The following is a 17181-nucleotide window of genomic DNA, read 5'->3' on the forward strand; positions in this document are numbered from 1 at the left end:
CAACGCCAGGCAGCCGACCGGCATGCGATAGGTCGGCGTGGCCCACCTGTCCGGCGGGGCCGACGGGCGTTCGCCGCAGCCGGCCGTCTGCCGAAGCGGCAGGATCAGCAGATTGTAGCGCCGTGCGTCGGTGATCTCCCGGCTGAACGTCATCCGGTAGTTTTCGACGATCGAGCTGAACTCGGTACGTCCCGCAAGTTTCTCGATCAGATAACTTCGGGTTTCGGGCGTCATCGGCAGGCCGAACCGCTCGGTGGCACGAATGGCTTCACTGAGCACCGCAAGCTCCATGGTCAGGTCCGTCAGGCTAACCTTGATGCGAAAGCTGGTGACCATGTCGGGCTCCGTGCCGCGGACCTGGATGAACATCGCGGCCGGTTCCGGCGCATTTCCGAATTCCTCGAAAAACAGGCATTCCCAATCGTGACCCGAACGGGTGAAGGTAGGTGCCGTGCCCCTGTCGTCTCGCAGCAGATCGCAGCGTTCGTCGGCCGAAAACGCCTCGGTCTTCTCGAACACCGCCATCCGCTCGAGGTCCGCCTTGAGGAGCCAGGGTGGATAGTGTTCCGCCGGTGGCAGCGATCTATGCCTGTCGATCCGCAAGGGTGGCGCCGGTGGCACGGGAAAAAGGTATTGCTCCAACGCGAATTGCCGGACCAGCCGCTTGTAGTTCCGGCCATTGTTGACCGTGAGCACCGTCGTCGCGAGGGCGGCCAGCACGACCGCAAGGAAAAAGCCGAAAACCAGAACCGCCGAACGCTGCCTGCGGCGGCGGTCGGCTGGTGTCTGTCTGTCTGCCTTACCCTCCTCCGGCATGGCTCCGCTTCCGATCGAGGATGGCCCGGCGTTCGATCCCCGCCGACTACATAACACGCTTCTTCGGTTCGATGATCAAGCCTCTGCTGTTCCGGCGGTATCGGCGTCGGCTCGCCCGATATTCCCTGTCGTTCAAAGGAACGAGAAGCGGCCGCCGTCGATCTTGAGGATCGTGAGCCTGCCGGAATAATAGGCGCCCGTATCGATGCCGATCCGGCCGGGTCCGAAATCCGGTTCCGGCTGTGGCGTATGTCCGTGGATGACGAGAAGCGGCAGTTGCGGTCCGGTCGCAAGAAAGGCGTCCCGGATCCAGAGCATGTCTTCCTCGGTCTGCTGTTTGAGCGGTATCCCAGGCCTCAGGCCTGCATGGACGAAGACGAGTTTGCCGACCGTCAGGCTGACCGGGAGATTGGCGAGGAACTTTCTGTGCGGCACAGGCACGGCTTCCATCAGCAGGTCGCCGAACCTGGTGCCGCGCTTCTTGCCGCGCGCGCCGAACTGGTATGGGTCCAAGCCGTAGGATAGCAGCGTCTGTTCGCCGCCCATTCCCAGCCATTCGGAATAACGTTCCGGATCGTCCACGAACCTCATGAAGGTATCGTCATGGTTTCCGCAGAGCGCAATCCGCCTCAGGCCGTGTTCGCTGGGCCTGATCAGGTGTTCGAGGACGTGGCTCGACGCGGGTCCCCGGTCGACATAGTCACCGAGCAGAATGACCATTCCGGGACGGCGGTTCTCCGACATGTCATGGGCAATGCGGGCCTCGGCGTCCCGAAGTTCGTCGATACAGCCATGCACGTCGCCGATCGCATAGATCGGATAGGAGGGCGGGTTGGTACCGAGATCGATCCGGCGGCGGCGGGGCCTGATCGATCTGGCCGGCCTGCGTCTTGAAAACCAATCCGTCAATTTTAGCATGCTTACTGCCATCCGCCCGATATGGAAGATCCTGCCGACAATGAGAAGTGGATGCCCGAAGGAGTGTTAACAATGTCCGAAGCCCAGACCTCTGGATGCGGGTATCGGCAATGTCGCCGTCATCTGCGAGACAATTCCGAACCTGACAAGGCTGCTCGGCGGCGCTCATGGCAAGGGGAGTGTATTTTGTGGATAACCGACGATTAACCAACCATGTGGTTGATTCGCCACAGTACGCGAATTTTTGATTCGCCGCCTGCTTACCCCTTAGAATCACCGGGTTCGCTCATCGGCTAAACCGATACCATACTTTGGGTTGTATGGCGGGGCGTATGTTTAGTTCCTTGGGTGCTGTTTTAACGCTTGCTACTGTTGCGTTTCTGTCCGGTTGCACGGGGCTCCCGAGGTCCGGTCCGGATCCGTCCGCCGTTGAAGCCAATGCAACCGTGAAGGCTTTCTCCGCCACCGGCAACAGGGTCGGCATTGACTATGCGCTCGTCGACATCAATCAGTCCGTTCTCGTCCGCCTACCCAAACCGGCAGGCTCTGACCTGAGCGCCGGTTTTGGCGTGAGTAGCGGACCGCCGCCGCTCACCCTCGGTGTTGGCGATGTCGTCCAGGTCTCTGTCTTCGAGGCGCAGAGCGGCGGCCTGTTCATTCCGGCCGATGCCGGCGCCCGTCCGGGCAATTACATCACCCTGCCGAACCAGACGATCAGTCGGGAAGGCACGTTGAGCATCCCATACGCAAACAAGGTGAGGGCTGCGGGCCGCACCGTCGATGCCGTGCAGCTCGATATCGCAGACCAGCTCGCCAATCGCGCAATCGAGCCGCAAGTGGTCATCTCGACGGTGACGAGCCGATCGATGGGCGCGTCGGTCCTGGGCGACGTCAAGCAGGCGAGGAAGATCGAGCTCAGCCCGGCGGGCGAACGCATCATCGACGTGATTTCCGAGGCAGGCGGTTTGAGTGTCCCGAAGGAGGAGGCGACGGTGACGCTCCAGCGCCGCGGCCGCCGCATGACCGTCGCCTATCGAACGCTGAGCGAGCGTCCGCAGGAGAATATCTATGTGCAGCCGGGCGACACGATCTTCGTCGATCGCAATCGCCGGACCTTCCTGGCCTTCGGCCTGACCGGCGAAAGCGGACGCTTCGATTTCGACGATTCCAATCTGTCGCTCGGGGAGGCTTTGGCTAAGGCCGGCGGGTTGCTCGACGACAAGGCTGAACCGCAATCGGTCCTGCTCTACCGCCTCGTCGAGCGTGATCTCCTGCGCAATATCGGCGTCGACGTCAGCCGGTTCAGAGCGCGGGACGTGCCGGTGATCTTCCGCGCCAATCTGCGCGATCCGGCCGCGTTCTTCGCCGTCCAGCAATTTCCCATGCAGGACAAGGACGTCCTCTACGTGTCAACTGCCGATGCGGTCGAGCTGGTCAAATTCCTCAGCATCCTCAATTCGGTCACCGCTTCGACCCGGGATATTGCGAGCAGCCATGATGCCTGGCGCAACTGACATTCAGGCCGCTTGCGGCCGCTCCGAGTTGGTTTGGTGGTCTGCGCACATCGATCGGGTGATGCGATGAACCAGCGGCCCGTTTTTCTCACTCGCCTCCTGCAGGAGCCCCGCGAGGAAGAGGTTTCGGAGCTGGACATGGATGGCCTGATCGCCATCGTCCGGCGGCAATGGCGAGTGGTCGGCCTCTGCATCGCGGTGTTCCTGGCGCTCGGGATCGGGCACCTTCTCACTGCCGTACCCCGATATACCGCCAGGACGAGCGTGCTGATCGACCGCGGCAACCGACAGGTCGTCGAGCAATTGTCGACGATCGGCGGGGTTCTTGACGATGAGGCGTCGGTCCTCAGCCAGGTCGAGCTGCTGCGTTCCGAGACGATAGGCCTGTCGGCGGTCGACAAGCTGAAACTGGCGGATGATCCGGAATTCATGACCGGCCGCCAAAACCCGCTGCTCGCGGCAGTCTCCGATATACGGTCGATGCTGGATATCCGGCGATGGCTGCGCGGTGGCGAGGTTCGGCCCGATCAGATCGAGGCGCAACGCCGCTGGGCGCTCGCCAACCTCCTCGGCAATATGAAGGTTTCGCGCGTCGGGCGTTCCTATGTCCTCGAAATCACGTTCACGGCCACATCGCCGCGCCTTGCCGCAGCGGTCGCCGGCGCGATTGCGGATGCCTATCTGACTGACAAGCTGGATGCCAAATACGATGCCACACGGCGGGCGGGCAACTGGTTGCAGGAGCGCATCGAGGAACTGCGGCAGCGCTCGCTGGAATCGGATCTGGCAGTCCAGAGATTTCGCGCCGAAAACGGCCTGGTCACCGCCAACGACAGGCTCGTCTCCGACCAGCAGCTTACCGAGCTGAACAGCGCCCTGATCGTGGCACGCGCGGATACAGCCAGAGCACAGGCACGCTCCGACCGCATCGAGGCGATCATCGCGCGGGGTCAAAGTGAGGCGATCGTCACCGACGCGCTGGACAGTTCGGTGATCAGCTCTCTGCGCGAAAAATACCTGGAATCGTCGAAGCGGGAAGCCGAGATATCGAGGCGGCTGGGGCAGGGCCATGCCCAGGCCGCCCGCCTTCGCCAGGAGATGGCGGAATACGACCGGCAGATGTTCGATGAGCTCAGGCGGATCGCCGGGAGCTATCAAAGCGAGCTTGAAGTCGCGCAATCCCGCGAGCGCCAGATCACCCTCGGCGTTAGCAACGCCACCGATATCAGCGTCACCGCCGGTGAAACGCAGGTGCAGTTGCGGGAGCTCGAACGGGCCGCCGAAACCTATCGGAACCTCTACCAGACTTTTCTGCAGCGATATCAGGAGGCCGTGCAGCAGCAGTCCTTTCCCGTCACGGAAGCGCGGATCATTTCCCGAGCCGTGCCGCCGACAACCGCCGGCGAGCCACGGCTGTCGCTGGTGCTTGCGCTTTGCCTCGCACTCGGCTGCGGCGTCGGCGGAGCGGTCGGGGCATTCCGCGAGTTTCGGGACCGGTTCTTCCGCACCGGCGAACAGGTGAGGGATGTTCTGGGCTTGGAATATCTCGGCTCGGTACCGCTGGTGGAACCGCAGCCGGGCAGAAGCTCCCCGACGGAACCCGTGAAGGGGGAGGTCTGGAGGAAGAACGGGCTATCGGCCTTTGCGCTGGAGCATCCGTCCTCCGCCTTTGCCGAGACGCTGCGTAGCGCCCGGATCGCGGCGGACGTCCATATCGACAGGCCGCACAAGATCATCGGCATCGTTTCGATGCTGCCGGGCGAGGGTAAATCGACGATCGCCATGAATTTCGCCCAGGCGCTAGCCGGGAGCGCCAGGACGCTGCTGATCGATGCGGATCTTCGCAATCCGGGTGCCACGAGGGCACTGGGCCCGCATGCGGAAGAGGGGCTGCTCGAAGTGCTGCTGGAAGGCCAGACGCCGGCCTCGGCGATGTTAATCGATCCGGAGACCGGTTTGAGGTTCCTGCCTGCAGTCGTAAAGCGGCGGATACCCCATTCGTCCGAGCTGCTGGCGTCGGCTGCGATGACCAGGCTGCTGACACAGGTCGCCGGAGAGTTCGACTATATCGTTCTCGACCTGCCGCCACTCGGCCCCGTCGTCGATGCGAGGGCCATCGCCCCGCGTGTCGACGGCCTCATCATGGTCGTCGAATGGGGCGAGACATCGCGAAAAGCCGTCAAAAAAACGTTGAATGCCGAACCGCAGATCGCCGGCCGTTGCCTCGGCGTGATCCTCAACAAGGTCGATGCCGCCAGGATGAAGCTTTATGAGGGATACGGTTCGCCGGACTATTATGCATCGCGTTACACGCAGTACTACCATGAAACGCATCCTGACCCGACGCCGGTTTCCATCGGCACCCCAACCAGGATCAAAACGACAAGGGAGAAGCCTGACGACAGCCGATGATCTTTTCTGAAGCGTTTCACTGCAATGTTTGGCATAAGCCCAGGATGCTACGAATCACTGTATGTCTCGGATTCGCCGCATTCCGGGGGACATCACAATGGTGTTCTCAGTGCTTGCGACTGGCACATTGCGCGGATAGACGTGCACGTTTCACTTAAAGACTGACGGGTTCCGTTAGGGGGATATGATGACTGGAATTGTGAAGAGCAACGGCAAGGTAGCATTGATCACCGGGGTAACGGGCCAGGACGGCGCTTACCTTGCGGAACTGCTGCTGTCCAAGGGCTATACGGTGCACGGCATCAAGCGGCGCTCTTCCTCGTTCAACACCAACCGCATTGAGCATCTTTACGAAGACCCACAGGTGGCCGACCCGCGCTTCATCCTGCATTTCGGCGACATGACGGATTCGACCAACCTCATCCGCGTCGTGCAGGAAGCCCAGCCGGACGAAATCTACAATCTGGCCGCCCAGAGCCACGTGCAGGTCTCCTTCGAGACGCCGGAATATACCGCCAATGCCGACGGCACCGGCACGCTGCGCCTGCTCGAAGCGATCCGTCTCCTCGGCCTCTCCAAGAAGACCCGCTTCTACCAGGCCTCGACCTCGGAGCTCTATGGCAAGGTGCAGGAAGTGCCGCAGAGCGAAACGACGCCCTTCTATCCGCGCTCGCCCTACGCAGTCGCCAAGCTCTACGCCTACTGGATCGTCGTGAATTATCGCGAGGCCTACGGCCTGCATGCCTCGAACGGCATCCTGTTCAACCACGAAAGCCCGATCCGCGGCGAGACCTTCGTCACCCGCAAGATCACCCGTGCGGCGGCTGCCATCCATCTCGGCCTTCAGGAACGCCTCTTTCTCGGCAATCTCGACGCCAAGCGCGACTGGGGTCATGCCCGTGAATATGTGCGCGGCATGTGGCTGATGACGCAGCAGGACGAACCGGACGACTACGTTCTGGCAACCGGCGAGACCCACACGGTGCGCTCCTTTGTCGAAAAATCCTTCGCCAAGGTCGGCATGCCGATCGAGTGGCGCGGCGAGGGCGTCGAGGAGAAGGGCTACGACACGACATCCGGCGAATGCGTCGTGGCGATCGACCCCCGCTATTTCCGCCCGACGGAAGTCGACCTTCTGATCGGCGACCCTACCAAGGCGCATCGGAAGCTCGGCTGGAAGCACGAGACCAATCTCGACCAGCTGATCGCCGAAATGGTCCGGGAAGACCTGAAGGTGATGGCCCGCAACGTGCCGACCGCGGGCGGCAACAAGGGCCTCTCTCATGCCTGAGACGATCTACAGCCTTGCGGGGAAAAAGGTCTATGTCGCGGGACATCGCGGCATGGTCGGCTCGGCAATCGTTCGCCGTCTGGCCTCGGAGGGCTGCGAGATCCTGACGGCGTCGCGCGGCGATGCCGATCTGACGCGCCAGGCGGAGGTCGAGGCCTGGATGGAGAAGAACCGCCCGGACGCAGTGTTCCTGGCGGCCGCCAAGGTGGGCGGCATCCTCGCCAACGACACCTATCCGGCCGATTTCCTCTACGACAACCTCATCCTCGAGGCGAACATCATTGAGGCCGCCCACAAGGTCGGCGTCGAAAAGCTGATGTTCCTCGGCTCGTCTTGCATCTATCCGAAATTCGCCGACCAGCCGATCGTCGAGGAGTCGCTTTTGACCGGCTCGCTGGAGCCGACCAACGAATGGTACGCGATCGCCAAGATCGCCGGCATCAAGCTCTGCCAGGCCTATCGCAAGCAGCATGGCAGCGACTTCATCTCGGCGATGCCCACCAACCTTTACGGCCCCGGCGATAATTTCGACCTGAAATCCAGCCATGTCATGCCGGCGCTGATCCGCAAGGCGCACGAGGCGAAGACCGGCCGCCTTCCGGACATCACCGTGTGGGGCACCGGCACGCCGCGCCGCGAATTCCTGCATGTCGACGATTGCGCCGACGCCTGCGTTCATCTGATGAAGACCTATTCGGCCGAGACCCATGTCAATGTCGGCTCCGGCGAGGACGTAACCATCCTGGAGCTCGCCGAACTGGTGTCCAAGGTCGTCGGTTTCCAGGGGAGTATTTCTCATGATCTCACCAAACCCGACGGCACGCCGCGCAAGTTGATGAGCGCGGCCAAGCTGCGGGCGCTCGGCTGGTCGCCGAGGATCGGGCTGGAGCAAGGCATAACCGATGCCTACCAAGCCTTCCTCAAGGGCGAATATCTTGAGCGCAAACGCGGAGATGCTGCCTGATGACAGCAGCCGCCCACCCCCTCAGCGACGAATGCGAACGATCGTTCGACGCCGCACCGGGGCTGGCCACGGCAGCTGCCACATCGCCACGCAAAAGCGTGGTCGTCTATGCGATGAACTACGCGCCGGAAACGGCCGGCGTCGGCAAATATACCGGCGAAATCGCCGAATATCTCGCCGCCGAGGGCATGGACGTCACGGTGGTGACCACCCCGCCGCATTATCCCGGCTGGTCGGTCCAGGCCGGATATCGGAACCGCTATTCTTCAGGCATCGAAGGACGCATCAAGGTGCTTCGGTCGCCGTTGCTGCTGCGTCGAAAGATGAGAGGTATCTGGCGGCTCCTGGCGCCGCTCTCCTTCGCGCTCACCTCGGCGCCTCTGGTTGTATGGCAGATCCTGCGGCATCGCCCGATCACGGTGTTCTGCGTCGAGCCGACGCTGTTTGCCGCGCCCGCGGCACAGCTTGCCGCCAAATTGGTCGGCGCCCGCACGGTGCTCCACGTCCATGACATGGAAGTGGATGCGGCATTCGCCGTCGGGCATCTGAGTTCCAGGACCTGGCTGAAGAGGCTTGGCCATGCCTTCGAGCGCAGCGTGCTCGGCCGGTTCGACCAGCTGGTCACCATTTCCAACCGCATGGCCGAAGGCCTTGCCCTGAAGCACGTTCCGGCCACCAAAGTATCCGTTGTCCGCAACTGGGTGGATCTCGCGCAATTCCATCCGATGGAAGACGTCAGCCCCTACCGGGCTGAACTCGGTTTCGGCCACGAGGATTTCGTCGTTCTCTATTCAGGCAGTATCGGCGCCAAACAGGGCCTGAACGTATTGCTTGAGGCAGCCGAGCGTCTGAAGGACGAGCGGAGCATTCATTTCGTGATCTCCGGCGAGGGACCGCAGAAGCCGGAACTCGAAGCCCGTTTCGGCCACCTTGAGAATGTCCGTTTCCTAGCCTTCCAGCCCTATTCCCGGCTGAACGCGTTCCTCAACATGCCGGATCTGCACGTGCTGCCGCAGGACAGAAGCGCTGCCGATCTGACGCTGCCGTCGAAACTCGGCGGCATGCTTGCCTCCGGAAAGCCCGTCCTCGTGACCGCCGACCCAGGAACGGAACTGGCGCAATTCGTCGAGGAAACGGTCTATCTGACCCCGCCGAACGATCCGGAGAAGCTGGCGGCCAACATCGTCCGTGCCATGTCGGAGCGGGACGAATGGCAGCCGCATTCCCAGACGGCTCTCGTGCAGAGCCTGTCGAAACGGCCTGCCATCATCGCCATCAAGCAGTTGATCGACGGCGGCAGTTCATGAAGATCGCCGGCCACGTCCTCGCCTACAACGTCGATCGTTTTCTGCCGCACGTTGTCGAGAACTGCGGCCGTTTCGTCGACAAGGTCTTCATCGTCCGGCCCGAACGTCCCTGGGCCTATCTGCCCGGCTCCCGCGCCACGAGGACAAACCCCACGACCAGGGAAAAGGTGGACGAGGCAATCGCCGCCGCCCGCGCAAAAAGCGTGAGCTGCGAGATCGAGGTGATCTGCAGCGACTTCGAGACCGAGGAAGACACCCGCAACGACTGCCTCGACCGAGCGATCCGCGAAGGTTACGACTGGCTGGTCATCCAGGACGCCGACGAGTTCTATCTGGATAGCGGCTGGGAAACGCTACTCAAATTCATGGCGGCGGACTGCAGGCATGACCGCATCCTGACGCCATGGCACAATTTCTGGAAAACGCCCAAGCTGGTGCTGACCAGCGGCGATGGCTCGATCAGGGATGTCAACGCCGGTTTTGCGATCCGCTGCAAAAGCGGCGTTCGCTTCGATACGGCGCGAAAGACCACCCCTGCTGCGACCATCGTCATCGATGCGCCCTGCTACCACTACGGCTACGTCATGAGCGATGCCGAGATGTGGGAAAAGATCACCAGCTGGGGACATGCGCATCAGGTGAATGCGCAAAAATGGTTCCGCCTGAAATGGCTCGGATGGACACCCGCCCATTCATACCTCCATCCGGTCACGCCGCTGTTCTGGCCAAAGGCGATCCGCTTTCCCGGCAGGCAACCCGCCTTCGCCTCACATTTCATGAACCCGGACCAGGAAACCGCGCCGCTTGGTTTCATCGATTTCCTGGAAAACATGCTTGCCGACCGTGCGACGGACGTTCGCATCGTCGCGCGAAAATTATTGAGAAGGTCAACCGTGTAGCCGTAGGTCGCGTTTTCGATGAGTGTGTCAGTACGGCTAATCTCGGGCTCGATCGCCAATGGGGCGTTGCTTGCCGCCAATATCCTGATCCAGACGATCAGCGTGCCGATCATGCTCGGCTGGTGGTCGGCACAGCAATTCGGGCTCTGGGTCCTGCTGCAGACGCTTTATTCCCTCTCCGTCGTCTTCGACCTCGGCCATCAGAACTACCTCGGTTACGAGTTCCAACGGCTCGGCACCAGGGATGCCGTAAGACGGGACTTCGCCTCGTCCATCCCGGCCGCCATTCTGCTGGGAACGATACTCCTGTGCTTCTGGACGGCTGTCCCGGCCTTCGGATGGGCCGACGCGCTGTTCGGAGATTTTGTTCCTGCGGAGCTGATGGACGACCTTTCAGGCTCGATGACCGTCTATGCGCTCACCTGGCTCGTCACCAGCTCCGTCGGCGGTCTCCTCGGGCGGGCGCTCATCCCTTTCGGCTATTACGCGAGAATGGCGTGGTGGCGGTTTGCATTGCTGGTCGGCATCAACCTCGCGGCCCTCGCGGCAGTCCTTTCCGGCGGTAACGTCCTCGACGCCGTCATCGCCTCGTCGGTTGCCAACGTGGCCGTCAATATCGGCGTGCATCTCGACTGCTTTCGTCTCTGGCGGTGCGAAGAAATCGGCTGCACCGTGCCGGATCTGCGCAAGAGCTGGTCCAACCTCACGAGGAGCCTGTTCGTATCGCTCCGCGAACTGCTCGCCATCGGAAACCAGCAGGGCATCCGGCTGCTGATCGCGCCGCTTACCGGCGTCGGCCTTCTCGGTGCGTTCACCTCGACCCGGACGCTGTCGAATATAGCGATGCAGGGCATCAATGCGCTGACAGGCCCGGTCGAGCCGGAGCTCTTGCGCTATCTGAGGGAAGGGAAGAGCGAGCCAGCGGAAGCCGTGGTCACTCTAAGCTGGATTTTCGTGCTCGTCGTCATCGGCCCCGCCTGCCTTCTGCTCCAGTGGGTGGCCCCCAGCCTTTTCCTGTGGTGGACCCGTGGCAACTTCCACCTGGACCCGCTGCTGTTCGGCTCGCTCTGCACCTGCATCATCGTCTACGGTTTCACTCAGCCGCTGGTTTCGATCGTCCGGGGAAACAATATTCTGCTGCCGCAGATCGTCGCGAACGGCACGTCTCTGCTAATCACGGCGATCGGTTGTTATCTGACGTTGACTTCATGGGGGTTGCCGGGCGCCGGCTTTTCGCTCCTGGCGGCCGAGAGCGCCAGTTTCCTGATCTATGCCGGAGCCGCCTGCGCCGTGCTCCGAAAGCTGCGGTTGACCTTCCCAATCCATGCCTTTGCCATATCCGCTTGCGGCTGCATCTCGGCCATCGCCGGACTATTCGCCATGGCGATCTGGCCGCAGTCGGTCGGCTTGTCATCCGTTCCCGCCGTGATCGGCTCGCTGCTGGCGGCGTGGATGGCCTACCGGTCCCTGCCGGCCAATATTCGGGCGATCCTTCAAAGGCGTCTTCCAAACCTCTCCCGCAAACGGGCGGTTCTCAGGGGAGAACGTCCATGATCGGGAGCGGAGGTCTGGCGGACGACAATGCGGTATTGGGCATGCGTACCATGCCCCGGCCGCGCCGCGGCAATTTCCGCTTCGTCGCCAAAGCCCGCTGGGGCGCCGCCTTTCTGATCCTGCTTTGCACGATGCTCCAGTTCGCCATATCGCCTGATATGACCAACGCGTTCTGCGCGGGGACGGTCGGTTTGATCGGCACCTGGGCATTCACCTACTGCACCGACCCGAGACGGATCGAACGGTTTACGATCTCGACGCTGATGCTGCTCGGCTTTCAGGTCCATTCGAGCCTGGCCGCCCTGATCGTCCAGACATTTGCCTGGAAACCGATCACCTTCAACCTCGAGGCGCCGGTAGCCACTTTTTCCTTTTTGGCACTTCTGCAGCTATGGGCGATGGCGCTGCACTGGTTTTATGCGCAGTCGCGGGTGATGCGGATCGCGACGACGGCGATCCGCCAAAGGATGTTTGCGTCGCTCGGCCTCTATCACTCGCCGACAAACCGGCAATTGTGGTGGATGGGGCTGCTGGGGTCGTTCGCCTCCTGGTACACGAATGCCGACCGCTGGGGCGAGGACAATTTCGGCGATATCGCCTTCAAACTGCTCGCCGGCCTGTCGCAATTTTCCGTCGCGCCTTTCTTGATCCCGATCGCCGCCTACCTCATCGATCCGCCGAACGGCAAGCGGTCGATCAACTGGCTCTCGCTGACCGTCTACTGCGCCCTGACGCTCTATATCGCGCTGGCGCGCAACAGCCGCGGCGTGTTTGCGGTCAACATCCTGACCGTGCTGATCTGCTTCGCCGCCGCAGTGGTGATAGGACGTTTCATCCTGACGAGGCGGCGCGTGATCTGGCTCGCGGTTGCCATCCTGCTCAGCCCTATCCCAGCCGGCATCCTCTCTGATCTGGCAACCGCCATGGTCATTGCCCGCGACGACCGCTCCGACATCTCGTCGCAGGATCTCGTCTTCTCGACCATCGGCACGTATTTCGATGGAGAGGCGCTGCAGTCCCGGCGGGAGACGGACCGAATCCTGGCCGAGGGCAGCTATAACGAGATCTATGTCGACAACCCGCTGCTGGCGCGCTTCGTCTCGACCAAATACATCGACCATAACATCGCCCTTGGCCTTTCGCTGTCGCAGACCGGTGAGGGGCTGGCGCGTGAAAATGCCGTCAACCAGCTGCTATTGCTGCTTCCGACGCCGGTTCTGAATTTTTTCGCGCCCGAACTCGATAAATCCGGCAACGCCTTTTCGTCCGGCGATTATTACAACTTTCTCGTTACCGGCGATGAGCCGGGAAGTTACCGCACCGGCTCGTCGATCGCCGATGGCTTCGTCGTTCTCGGCGCGTTTTACGTGGTGGTGTTCGCCATCTTCGCGTTGGCGAATTTCATTGTCGGCGACGCGCTGACGATCCGGACGCGGGACGGACATGTGCTGCTTTCGGCTCTGGCCTGCATCTACGTCACCCGCTTCTTCATGAACGGGCTGATGGACGAATCTATTGCGGTCCAGGTCGGCAACCTCGTCCGGGCGCTGCCACAGACGGTGCTGCTCTATCTGCTGATGTTCTGGCTGACGAGGGGCGTGAAGCTGAGATGAGGCTCCTCTATATCGGCGCAGAATCAGGCACCAGCCTCCAGCGGGCAGCGGCATTCGGGCGTATCGGCTACGATGTTCTGCACCTGTCTCCCTATGCGCACCTGCCGCCTCATTGGGCGCCGTGGCTGAACAGGGCAGGCGGGCCCGGCATCGATCGCCTCGTGGCAAAGGGGCTCGGCCGGCGGATCGGCGAGCAGCATTTCGATTTTGCGACGGTGGATTGCGGCGACGTGGTCGGACCAGCCGCCTTGAACGTCATCCGCGCGGTGGCGTCGATCGTCGTCAACTACAACGCGGACAATCCCTATCTGAACCCGTCTTCGGAACGCCTTCGCTGGAGCATTTTTCACCGCACCCTCCCGCACTACGATCTGGTCGTCGCGGTGCGCCGTAACGGCATCGAGGAGATGATGGCGAGGAGAGGTGCAAGACGGATCGAGACGATCTGGCAGTGTGCGGACGAGGTCGTGCATCGCCCTCTGTCGCCTGCGCTGGAGGAAGAAAGCCGATGGTCGTCCGAGGTCGTTTTCGTCGGCACATGGATGCCCGGCCGCGGCGCCTTCATGGCGCGGCTGATCGAAAGGGGCGTGCCGCTCGCGATCCACGGGTCCCGATGGAAAAGAGCGCCCGAATTCCGGCTGCTGGAGCCCTTCATTCGTTCCGATCACCTTGAAGGTTTTGACTACACGCGCACAATTGCCGAAGCGAAAATTGCTCTGGTTCTGCTGAACGGCCAAAATGCCGACCTGCATACGACCCGCTCCGCCGAAATTCCCGCCATCGGCACGGCCATGTGCGCTCCCCGCACTCCGCATCATCAACGGCTCTACAAGGAGGGTGAGGAAGCGGTCTTTTTCGACGGGGCGGATGACTGCGCGGACGCTTGCAAACGCCTGCTGGCGGATGACAGCAGGCGGCAGACAATCGCCGGTGCCGGCCACCGGCGCACATTCGCGAACGGGACCTATAACGAAATCCTGGCCCGCCGAATCGTCGACCAAGTCGCCGACATGAAACGTGGCGGCGCCCTATGAGGAAGACGGAGGCGCACAATACCGGCATTCTGTTTCTGGCCCTAGACACCTACGGCCGGATGGGCGGTATCCAGCGCTTCAACCAACGGGTCATCGCTGCCCTGGCGGAGATCTCTGGCGACAAGGGCTGGAAGCGGCCGGCAGTCCATATCATGCGCGACGGAAAGGCCGACATTCCCGAAGCCACATCGGCCGCAATCCGCGCCTTTGGCCACCGGCGCCTGGCCTTCATCGTTCACTCGGCTGTCACTGCCCCCAACTGCAAAATCCTGTTCCTCGGGCATATCAACCTTCTGCCGGTGGGACTGTTGTGCAAGCTGCTGTCTCCAAGAATCAAGCTCGTGCTCTTCGTCCATGGCGACGAGGTCTGGAACGATCCGGCCTATCGCCGCATGCGGTTTTACGAACCGCTTATGGCGAGAGCCCTCAGCCGGATCGCCTCCGTCAGCACCTTCACTGCAAGCCGGATGCAGAAGGCGTTCAACCTTCCCGCTGGAAAATTCACGCTCTTTCCGAACGCCGTCGACGACATCGACCGGCGGCCCCAAAAGAGCGGCCGGAACATCCTGACGGTCGCTCGGCTGGATCAGCATGACCGCGGTAAGAATATCGACGCCCTGATCAAAGCGGTGGCTCTGCTCAAGCGCTGGAACCTGGAGTGTGTCCTCCAGATCGTCGGCGAGGGGCCGCTCAAATCGGAACTGGCGTCGTTGGCCTGGGAGCTTGCGGTCGAGGACAGGGTCGAATTCCTTGGCCGTGTCTCGGATGCGAGGCTGGCCGGGATTTATGCGCAAGCCTGCCTGTTCGCGATGCCCTCGTCCAAGGAAGGGTTCGGGATCGTTTTCTTGGAGGCCTGGCTGCACGGCCTGCCGGTGATCTGCGGTACGCAGGATGCGGCCGTGGAGATCATCACCGATGGGGTCGATGGGTTTGCCGTGAACCCATCGGATACTGAAACGCTGGCCGCGAAAATCGCAATGCTTCTCGCCGATCCGGGCATGGCAGCGGCGATAGGAGAGGCGGGGGCCGATAAGGTGCGCTCCCGATATCTCATGGAGCACTTCAAGGGAAATCTCGAAAAACTCATCGCGGAGCTGCCATGAGAATCCTCAACATCATCGCCAGCGTCGATCCCGAAACCGGAGGCCCGATCGAGGCGCTGCGGCTGACTGGACTGCGGATGGCGCGTCTGGGCCATGCGGTGGAAGTCGTGACGCTGGACAAGCCCTCGGCGCCCTATGTGGGAGAGTTTCCCTTGCCCGTTCATGCCTGCGGGCGATGGACCCGGAGATATGGCTATACGCCGGAACTGGCACGCTGGATCGCCGCGAACGCCGATCGTTTCGATGCCGCGGTCATCCATGGCCTCTGGAACCATGCCTCTGTCGGCGGCTGGTCGGCCCTGCGGCGGGCAGGCCTGCCCTATGTCGTCTTCGCCCACGGCATGATGGATCCATGGTTCCGCGAAACCCATCCGCTCAAGCACATCGCCAAGCAGGCGTTCTGGTCTGCCTGGCAGGGCAGGGTTCTCCGCGATGCAGCGGCGGTCCTCTTCACCTGCGAAGAAGAGCGCCGCCGGGCACGCGGCGTCTTCCGGGGCTATGGTTACGCGGAGCGTATCGTCGCCTTCGGCACCGCCGACCCGCCGACAGGGGCGGAGAGCCAGCTTGCCGCATTCCGCCGGCTTTTGCCGGAATTGAAGGATAGGCGCTTCCTGCTGTTCCTCAGCCGTTTCCACGCAAAGAAGGGCTGTGACCTGCTCGTCGAAGCCTTTTCGAAGATCGCCGCGTCCGATCCCGATCTCCACCTGGTGATGGCGGGGCCGGATCAGTCCGGGCTGAAATCGAAACTGATTGCCCAAGCCGCCAAGGCAGGCATCGCCGATCGCGTCCATTGGCCGGGCATGCTGGCCGGCGATGCCAAATGGGGCGCCTTCCGCGCTGCCGAGGCCTTTGTCCTGCCGTCGCACCAGGAGAATTTCGGCATCGTCGTCGCGGAAGCCATGGCCTGCGCAACACCGGTCCTGCTGACCGACAAGGTCAATATCTGGCGTGAAGTGCAAATGAGCGGCGGCGGCCTTATCGGGACCGACACATCGGAGGGCATCGAAAGCCTGCTCCGATCCTGGCTCTCGCTCTCCGACGACGGCAAAAGCGCCATGCGCGCCCATGCCCGCGCGGGCTTCGAACGGCATTTCCGCATCGAGGCGGCGGCCCGCGATCTCATTACCGTTCTGCACTCCATCTCTCCACGAGGCCTTCATGAAGCCGCTTGACGCCAAGACCTCAAATCCCCGGCTGGGTGCCCCGAGTTTCCCGCTGGGGCATCGGCTGTTCCGGCTTGCGTGGACCCTCGTCTGGAGCCTTTTCGGTCGCTGGACGCCGGTGCCGCTGTTTGCATGGCGACGGTTCCTGCTGCTGCGCTTCGGCGCCCGGATTGACCGGACGGCGCGGATCTATCCCGGCGTCGAGGTTTGGTATCCGCCGAACCTCGCCATGGCCGCGTATTCCTGTCTCGGAAGCGGCGTGAACTGCTATTGCATGGATCGCATCGAGCTAGGCGCCCACGCAATCGTCTCCCAGGGCACCCATCTGTGCACCGGCACGCATGATGTCGACGATGCCGATTTCCAATTGGTGACGAGACCCATCGTCGTCGATGCGAATGCCTGGATCGCGGCGGAAGCGTTTGTCGGGCCGGGTGTCACTGTCGGGGAGGGCGCGGTGCTCGGCGCCCGCGCCGTCGCCTTCCGCAACCTCGATCCCTGGACGATCTATGCCGGCAATCCGGCCCGAAAATTGCGGCGGCGCTTCGATAAGGATAGGCCGAGCATCTTTCCGGTGCGGTCGAACTCCTGAT

At 62.2% G+C, this 17181-nt stretch carries 14 protein-coding genes; 12 read left to right on the forward strand and 2 right to left on the reverse strand.

The genetic code is table 11. The annotated features are described in order from the left end of the window. Both MOV61_RS15155 and MOV61_RS15160 read right to left on the reverse strand, forming a co-directional pair. The coding region (locus MOV61_RS15155; RefSeq protein ID WP_247137160.1) for a DUF6030 family protein at positions 1-816 on the reverse strand (816 nt) is incomplete at its 3' end. 132 nt (positions 817-948) lie between these two features. Then, a complete protein-coding gene (locus tag MOV61_RS15160; protein WP_247137161.1) occupies positions 949-1734 on the reverse strand; it encodes a metallophosphoesterase in 786 nt (261 codons plus the stop codon). Positions 1735-2180: 446 nt separating this feature from the next. Between MOV61_RS15160 and MOV61_RS15165 the strand changes: the two genes are divergently transcribed. The 12 genes from MOV61_RS15165 to MOV61_RS15220 all read left to right on the forward strand — a co-directional run bounded on the left by MOV61_RS15165 (position 2181) and on the right by MOV61_RS15220 (position 17180). Then, entirely contained in the window at positions 2181-3248 is a 1068-nt protein-coding gene (locus MOV61_RS15165) for a polysaccharide biosynthesis/export family protein (protein ID WP_247137162.1), read from the forward strand. A 138-nt stretch (positions 3249-3386) separates the two neighbouring features. Then, positions 3387-5660, forward strand: coding sequence for a polysaccharide biosynthesis tyrosine autokinase (locus MOV61_RS15170; protein WP_408962385.1), 2274 nt, complete (start codon positions 3387-3389; stop codon positions 5658-5660). 184 nt (positions 5661-5844) lie between these two features. Next, entirely contained in the window at positions 5845-6951 is a 1107-nt protein-coding gene (gmd, locus tag MOV61_RS15175) for a GDP-mannose 4,6-dehydratase (RefSeq protein WP_247137164.1), read from the forward strand. Then, positions 6944-7915, forward strand: a complete 972-nt coding sequence (locus MOV61_RS15180; protein WP_247137165.1) for a GDP-L-fucose synthase — start codon at positions 6944-6946, stop codon at positions 7913-7915. The genes gmd and MOV61_RS15180 overlap by 8 nt, the downstream gene beginning before the upstream one ends. Continuing rightward, positions 7915-9222, forward strand: coding sequence for a WcaI family glycosyltransferase (locus tag MOV61_RS15185; protein ID WP_247137166.1), 1308 nt, complete (start codon positions 7915-7917; stop codon positions 9220-9222). Before MOV61_RS15180 ends, MOV61_RS15185 begins: the two co-directional genes overlap by 1 nt. After that, the gene (locus MOV61_RS15190) at positions 9219-10121 is read left to right on the forward strand and encodes a hypothetical protein (RefSeq protein ID WP_247137167.1); all 903 of its coding nucleotides are present in this window, start codon (positions 9219-9221) and stop codon (positions 10119-10121) included. The genes MOV61_RS15185 and MOV61_RS15190 overlap by 4 nt, the downstream gene beginning before the upstream one ends. An 18-nt stretch (positions 10122-10139) precedes the next feature. Continuing rightward, positions 10140-11675: a lipopolysaccharide biosynthesis protein gene (locus MOV61_RS15195; RefSeq protein ID WP_247137168.1), complete on the forward strand. Its 1536-nt coding sequence runs from the start codon at positions 10140-10142 to the stop codon at positions 11673-11675. Beyond that, positions 11672-13288, forward strand: a complete 1617-nt coding sequence (locus MOV61_RS15200; RefSeq protein ID WP_247137169.1) for a hypothetical protein — start codon at positions 11672-11674, stop codon at positions 13286-13288. The genes MOV61_RS15195 and MOV61_RS15200 overlap by 4 nt, the downstream gene beginning before the upstream one ends. Then, entirely contained in the window at positions 13285-14322 is a 1038-nt protein-coding gene (locus MOV61_RS15205) for a glycosyltransferase (RefSeq protein ID WP_247137170.1), read from the forward strand. The genes MOV61_RS15200 and MOV61_RS15205 overlap by 4 nt, the downstream gene beginning before the upstream one ends. Further along, the gene (locus tag MOV61_RS15210) at positions 14319-15425 is read left to right on the forward strand and encodes a glycosyltransferase family 4 protein (RefSeq protein WP_247137171.1); all 1107 of its coding nucleotides are present in this window, start codon (positions 14319-14321) and stop codon (positions 15423-15425) included. The genes MOV61_RS15205 and MOV61_RS15210 overlap by 4 nt, the downstream gene beginning before the upstream one ends. Beyond that, positions 15422-16597, forward strand: coding sequence for a glycosyltransferase (locus tag MOV61_RS15215; protein ID WP_247137172.1), 1176 nt, complete (start codon positions 15422-15424; stop codon positions 16595-16597). The genes MOV61_RS15210 and MOV61_RS15215 overlap by 4 nt, the downstream gene beginning before the upstream one ends. Then, complete coding sequence (locus MOV61_RS15220) at positions 16584-17180, forward strand: putative colanic acid biosynthesis acetyltransferase (protein WP_247137173.1); 597 nt, start codon at positions 16584-16586, stop codon at positions 17178-17180. Before MOV61_RS15215 ends, MOV61_RS15220 begins: the two co-directional genes overlap by 14 nt. The last annotated feature ends 1 nt before the right edge of the window (position 17181 follow it).

This window comes from Neorhizobium sp. BETTINA12A (assembly GCF_023006485.1).
Taxonomy (GTDB): domain Bacteria; phylum Pseudomonadota; class Alphaproteobacteria; order Rhizobiales; family Rhizobiaceae; genus Neorhizobium.